The following is a 7,499-nucleotide window of genomic DNA, read 5'->3' as shown; positions in this document are numbered from 1 at the left end:
CACTTGGATAAACATCTTTTTTTCGCGATCAGGCGATGAAAAAAAAGTCAAAAACAATTGGAAAAAGGAGAATGGAAGGAAAAGCAAGCACTCAAGGATGAGGTTAGCCTTAGAAATGTGAAAGGCTGCCCGAAAACAATCGGACAGCCTCTCTTTACTGTTGTTAAGTATTTCTATATTCAAACCATTAGAATGAATAACGTACACCTACCTGAAGTTGCCAGCACTGGTAATAGCTATAGTAGGTTGAATAGGATTTTGACAAATAGTTTCCATCAGAATTTTTTACCATTGAGAAGCTCGGTTCGTTATTGGCATCGGCTCCTTCGTATCTTAGAATCTGTCCGTTATTGGCTTCAAACATGTTTTTTTCAACCCCCCATTTGCTATTCAAAAGGTTTCCAATGTTTAAGAAGTCAAGCGTGAACTCCAACGTATTCATTGTCTTGCCAACCTTCACATAGTATTCGCGCGCAATACGGAAATCAAACTGGTGCACCCAAGGCGCCCGGGCTGCATTGGCTTCGGCATACTCTCCCTTATGATTTTTCAGATAACGATCTTGCTCTACAAACTTGAAGAAAGCATCCTCGTCGGCTGCACTTACAAAATTGATTTCCCCTTTGGAACTTGGAATATAAATCAAATCTGTTGCATAACCATCGTTATTCATGTCATTCGAATAGGTAAAGCTGTATTCTCCAGCGGAATAACCGGAATAAAACAGGTTAACGACCGTTGCTGATTTCAAGGTATTATTTAACCATGGAATTTTGTACGAAACGGAAGCAATGGACTTGCCAGGCACCACATATTGCGAACGCTGAACCTCGGGAAGATGCGGCCCATTCACCTGTATAAGTCCATTATAGGCCGAACCGGCATTACTTCCGGGCATGCCCGAAATTTCTTTTGATTCGGTGTAGGTATAAGCAGCCATCAATCTCAAATCTTTTGTCGGCTCTGCTCTCAAGGTTATGTTTCCAATTGCTCCCCATCCATCATTCGTATTCGACAATACATAGGCGTTTTTCGAAGTATAGGTGATATCATCACTTTCCGGGTAAATGTATCTGTCATCCGGACCACTATAACGCTGCCAGGCATTATCCGGCTGTTTCAGGTTATAGTTTTTCAACATGACTCCATTGATGGTATTGGTGTAAATTCCTTCTACAGTTACTGACATTGGGAAAGAAACAGGCAAATCAAAATCTAAAGCCAGCGAAGACTTCCACACCTTAGGCATTTTAAAGTCCGGATCAATGGCATTAATATCACGTGGCAAAGCGCCTTGTTCCGGCGTAATAGTATTGAGCAGATTCAACTTTGAAATCATTTCACCTACATCCGTAATCATGGGGCCGGCCAACGATGCTAAAACAGGGTCAACACTTGTTACTGCGCCATCAGAATCATAGCGGGTAACGGCTGCATAACTTCCTTGTACCATTCCTGAGTTGGTCGGCATATTGGTAAAGAAAACCAAGGGTAAACGTCCGGCAAAAATACCTGTACCTCCGCGCAATTTCACACTTTGATCACCCTTAATGTCCCAGGTAAAACCGACTCTGGGTGACAGCTGAACTTTAGCATCGGGCCATTCGCCGGTATCAATCTTTTTCCCGCCAAAGTCTAACTCATAAATGGCATTATTCCGGATAACATTATCCTCGTATTTCAGGTAATCAGCCCGAACACCATAGGTCAGTTTCAAATCCGCATTCACATTCCACTCGTCCTGAGCATAAAGCCCAAATTGATTAAACGCCACTTCAGCGGCCGGATTCGATTCCCCATCATAACCGTAGGTTAGCGCAAAATCGCGCGGTGCAGCCTGATTCAAGAAATCCTCAATACTGGCATAGCGATAATAGCCCGTTCCGTTACGCATGTAGGAATTGTTGGCCATTTGGTGCTCAAAACTTACCCCAGCCGTAACTTTATGGCTTCCCAAATAGAAAGTAGCATTATCGATAATGGTGAAAATATTATTATTTACCCCGTTGTTCCAGGTAAACAACTCATAACCTGCCGACATGTAAGGCTCCAGTATTTGCTGTCCCTCATCATTTACCCCATTCATAATGTCGATGAACGGAAACGGAGAAGACTCTGAACCTCGAACATCCTCAATTTTTGTATAAGTTGTCAGGAATTTATTCGAAATTTTTTCTGAAATGCGGCTGTTCAAATCCAACGAAAATGAATTCACAATGTTATCCCACGAATAAGTGGAATTGGAAAAAGCCATGGAGTATTGAGAGATACGATCCATGGATCGATTGCGGAAACCAGCATCGTTTGAGTTACCGTTCGTCGGGTTCCAGGCCTGATTTTTAGTATAGTTGTAACGCAAACTCAACTTATTGGCTTTATCGATGTTCCAGTCGATGCGAGCCAAAAGCTTTTCGTTGCTTTCATCAGCCGGATAGTTGTCGTAAGAACCCGGATCGTAGTCATAATTATCAATCAGGTGCTTGCGAACTCGTTCCATATCAGCAATACTGGTGCGCGAAAGCAACAGCTCCTCATTTTTAACTCCATCTTCAGAAGGTCTCCAGTTTACAACCTGCCCCGGACGCACTTCATACTCTCCATTGACAAAAAAGAATAATTTATTTTCGATAATTGGTCCTCCAAAGGTGGCACCATAAATTTTGGTCGATTCTTTATCACGTCCTCCAAAGTCTATATCTCCAATATTGTTCCCGCGCATGTTCTGGTTGGTAAAGTAGTGATAAGCCGATCCTTTGAAAGTATTGGTCCCTGATTTGGTGATGGCATTTACACCGCCCCCAATGAAATTGGTTTGACGAACATCGAAGGGTGCAATAACCACCTGTACTTCTTCAATCGCATCCAACGAAATTGGATTCCCCCCCCCTGGAAGCGTTGAACTCAATCCAAAATTATTGTTAAAATTGGCGCCGTCAACCGTAAAGTTGGTTGAACGACCATCGCCACCGGCAAAACTCATCCCATTGGCATAAGGTGAAATACGGGCAATGTCTGAAATGCTTCGGTTGATAGTGGGCATCGAGTTCATTTGCTCGTTCGAGATATTGGTGGTTGCCCCGGTCTTGGTTGTCCGAAAAGGCGACGCTTTTGCTCCAAGAACCACCACTTCGCCAACATCAACGGAACTCTCCTGTAAGCTTGCATTTAGAATAAAAGTTTCACCTAAAAACAGTCGAATATCGGTAAACGTCCCTCTATTATACCCAACAAAAGATACTTCAACCCGATAAGGTCCTCCGGATCTCATACCCTGCAGGTCAAAAAAGCCTTCCTTGTTGGTAATTGTACCATACTGGGTACCTGACGGTTCATGAATAGCCAGAACGGTGGCTCCAGGGAGTTTTTCGCCTGATTGGGTCTCGACTGTTCCCGTAATTCCAGATGTCGTTATCTGTGAAAAAACCGGCAAAGCTGCCAAGAGCATTAAGAAAAATAGCAAAGTGTAATTTTTCTGCTTTGTTTTCATAGAAAATGGATTAAGATTTATTACAAATAACACTAAAACATATTTGTCAATAATTAAGAACTCGCTACATCTTTGTTAAAAAATGTTACGATAACCATCAGCGCCATCCCAGAGCGAATTCAACAAGACTCTCACAAATTACAATTTTATGGTTTATAAAAACATAAGCGCAATCACATGTTCATATCTTTCAGCGCATTGTAGATAAGTTTTTGTTACCACGAAAGCCCGAATTACTGCACTTCCTTTCACCCTCACCGTTCAATCTGTACTTTTCAGCCTAACATATCACGGAAAGTTCAAGATAAAAATCGCAGCTTTTCCTCGTCATTAGTGGCCAATACTTTATTCTGAATGCCTACAATCTTTTAAACATTGTTTTTGTCCTTGTTTTTAAAGAATATTTTTAAGATTTTTGTCTACCTACCAGTACCAACCGGTTAGGCTAACAAACTATAAACACTTATCAATGAAAAACTACTACTACTCAATTACGCTGCTGCTCATGCTTCTAATCGGCTATTCATGTGCCAGCAAATACGAAGACGTACCCTTTAAGGAGCCCAACCCAAAGCCATGGGAAGATCCGCAAATTGTTCAGATCAACAAAGAAGCACCCCGGGCTCATTACATTCCTTACGTCACCACCGAACAGGCTATTCAGGATGAGAAATGGGAATCACCCTACCTGGCCTCATTGAATGGAACCTGGCAGTTTCATTTGGCACAAAACCCGGATGTACGCCCCTACTGGTTTTTCAAAAACGATTACGACACCCGCGACTGGCATGAAATTAAAGTGCCTTCGAACTGGGAAGTTGAAGGATTTGATTACCCCATATACACTAACGTAAAATATCCACACGCCCAAACTCCGCCACTCATTCAGAAAAATTACAACCCGGTAGGCTCTTACAAGCGTACCTTCAAAATTTCTTCAGACTGGACTGACAAGGAAATCATCTTACACTTTGGAGCCGTTAGCTCAGCCATGAATGTTTGGGTGAATGAGCAGTTTGTAGGCTATAGCGAAGACAGCAAAACACCTGCAGAATTCAACATTACGTCATTCCTGAAAAGTGGAAAAAACACGCTGGCAGTCGAAATCTTCCGATGGAGCGACGCCAGTTACCTTGAAGATCAGGATTTCTGGCGTCTAAGCGGAATCACCCGCGATGTATTTCTGATGGCCCGCCACAAACAACACATTCAGGATTTCAGTGTTACCGCCGAACTGGATGAAAACTATACCAACGGCCTCCTGTCGCTCAACATTGAAATGACCAATGTGCAGGCCGAAACCAAAAACCTGACTTTACAGGCTGAATTATTTGATGGCGATAACTCCCTTGTCAGTTTCGAACAAGAAGTTGAACTCACAAGCACGGGTCAGACCTTACCCTTCGATGCAACATTGCCCCAGGTGAAAAAATGGTCAGCCGAACATCCTAATTTGTACTTACTGCTTATCAAGCTAAAGGATGCCAATGGTAAAACATTGGAAGTTCTTCGGCAAGATGTTGGTTTCCGCACAGTTGAAATTAAAGACGCTCAACTGATGGTGAACGGAGTACCAATCCTGGTTAAAGGAGTCAATTTACACGAGCACAACGATGTTACCGGGCATGTTCAGGATAAAGAAACGATGTTGAAAGATATCGAGATCATGAAAACCCACAATATCAACACGGTTCGCACATCGCACTACCCTCAACCCGAATTGTGGTACAAACTCTGCAACCAATACGGATTGTATGTGATTGACGAAGCCAATATCGAATCGCACGGCATGGGCTATGGAAAAGAATCGCTGGCCAAAGACCCGGTTTGGGGTAAGGCACACATGGACCGTACGGTCAACATGTTTGAACGCGACAAAAACCAGCCTTCCATCATCACCTGGTCATTGGGTAATGAAGCCGGCAACGGCGTCAACTTCATGGCAACTTACAAGTATCTGAAGGAAGTTGATCCGACCCGTCCTGTTCAGTATGAACAAGCTCACGGTGGCGAAAATACCGACATCAATTGTCCCATGTACGCTTCGATCGGATACATGGAAAAATACGCTAAATCCAACCCGCATAAACCCTTGATTCAATGCGAGTACGCACATGCTATGGGAAACAGTGTTGGAAACTTGCAAGACTATTGGGATGTTATTGAAAAATACGATGTCCTACAAGGTGGCTGTATTTGGGACTGGGTTGACCAGGGACTGCTAACCACCAACGAAGCCGGTGAAACTTACTGGGCCTATGGAGGTGATTTTGGTCCGGACACGGTTCCATCGGATGGTAACTTCTGCCTTAACGGCTTGGTTGATCCTGACCGTGGCATTAAACCACACTTACTGGAAGTAAAGAAAGTGTACCAAGAGATTGGATTTAAGGCCATCAACCTAAATAAGGGCATTGTTGAAATTGAAAACAAATACAGTTTCACCAACCTCTCTGAATTGAATATCAGCTGGACCATTACAGCCGATGGACAAATCGTTAAAGAAGGAAAACTGGCAAACTTCGAACTGACTCCCGGAGCTAAACTGCAGGTAAACCTGGATTATGCAGTTGACCCGCAACCGGGGACAGAATATTTCCTGAACTTTTCAGCTAAAACCAAAGCACAAAAAGGATTGGTTCCTGCTCATTACGAGCTAGCTGCCGAGCAAATGAAATTGCCTTTTGAAAAAGCAGCAAGCAAAATGAACACCGCTGCATTTCCGGCACTCAAAGCAAATGAAACAGAGGCTTCAATTACGATCGATGGCGAGGGATTCAGCCTGACCTTTGATAAAACAGTCGGTGCATTGAGCAGCTTCAAGACCGGCGAAACCGAATTATTGAAAGAAGGCCCCATTCCTAATTTCTGGCGCGCGCCAATTGATAATGACTATGGAAATAACCTGCACAAACGTAGCCGGGTATGGCGTAAAGCTGGTGAAAACCGGAAAGTTGCCAGTGTTAATCTGACCAAAAAAGCAGCCAACAAGCTGGTTGTTGATTTCAAATTTGACCTGACCAATCAGGAAGGTGAAAAAATTGCCGACTACAACTCAAGTTACACAGTATACGGTAGCGGCGATGTTATCGTTGACAACCAATTCAAAATGACAAAAGAAGAACTTCCCGAAATCGTAAGGATGGGGATGAACCTGCAGATGCCACGTCAGTTTGACCAAATGAGCTGGCTGGGACGTGGCCCGCACGAATCGTACTGGGATCGTAAAACCAGCGCCTTCGTTGGTCAATATTCCGGATCAGTCGCTGATCAATTTTGGGCTTACGTTCGTCCGCAGGAAAATGGCAACAAAACCGATGTGCGTTGGATGACCATCACCAACAAGCAAGGAGTCGGCTTGCTCGTTGTTGGCCAGCCTTTACTGTCGGTTAGCGCCCACCACAACATCATGGAAGACTTTGAGTCGCCTGAACGTACGGATGGCCGTCAAGCCCAAGGTGTGAAACCCATAAACCGCCACATCAACGATGTGAAGGAACGCGAACTGACCTCGGTAAATATCGACTACAAACAAATGGGGGTTGGTGGCGACAACAGCTGGGGAGCCTGGACACATGATCCTTACCGTTTGACAGAAAAAAAATACAACTATTCTTTCCGCATGCGACCCGTTTCTGATAAAATCAGCCCGGTCGACAATGCGAAACTACAACTCGATTAATACCAATTACTCACTTTCCGAGTTAAATCCCTGTCAGATTACTACCTGGCAGGGATTTTTTTTTCGAACTAAAAGCTATTTTTCAAAGTATCTTGTCATACAAAAGGTGTTTTGCAACATTTACAGTCAAGTCTATTTCCGACTAACTTTTTAAACATCCCTCGTACACCCTTATAACTCGGCTCGTTATTAAAAAAAATGCATAACGAAGACAAACCTTCCTCTAACCAGAGCACCTGATAAATAAGTTAATCCCTACACTCCAAATCGCTGAAAATTTTATCTTTACAATCCGAGCCAAACCAATTGTAGCCTGTTGACTGTTTAAAA

General features: G+C 43.4%; 2 protein-coding genes. One reads left to right on the top strand and one right to left on the bottom strand.

Annotated features, from left to right (window positions below; genetic code table 11):
• Positions 1-187: 187 nt before the first annotated feature.
• Positions 188-3,487 (bottom strand): TonB-dependent receptor, encoded by a 3,300-nt coding sequence (locus ACUNWA_RS10705; protein WP_445591902.1) that lies wholly within the window; start codon positions 3,485-3,487, stop codon positions 188-190.
• Between the two features lie 469 nt (positions 3,488-3,956).
• Between ACUNWA_RS10705 and ACUNWA_RS10700 the strand changes: the two genes are divergently transcribed.
• The gene (locus ACUNWA_RS10700) at positions 3,957-7,169 is read left to right on the top strand and encodes a glycoside hydrolase family 2 TIM barrel-domain containing protein (protein ID WP_445591901.1); all 3,213 of its coding nucleotides are present in this window, start codon (positions 3,957-3,959) and stop codon (positions 7,167-7,169) included.
• Positions 7,170-7,499 lie beyond the last annotated feature (330 nt).

The organism is Sunxiuqinia sp. sy24 (assembly GCF_052677165.1).
The sequence above is the reverse complement of the archived record's forward strand: the minus strand, read 5'-3'. Positions and strand labels throughout refer to the sequence as shown.

Coding starts and splice junctions, on each gene's coding strand:
- ACUNWA_RS10700 (WP_445591901.1), top strand. CDS start 3,957: ATGAAAAACTACTACTACTCAATTACGCTGCTGCTCATGCTTCTAATC.
- ACUNWA_RS10705 (WP_445591902.1), bottom strand. CDS start 3,487: ATGAAAACAAAGCAGAAAAATTACACTTTGCTATTTTTCTTAATGCTC.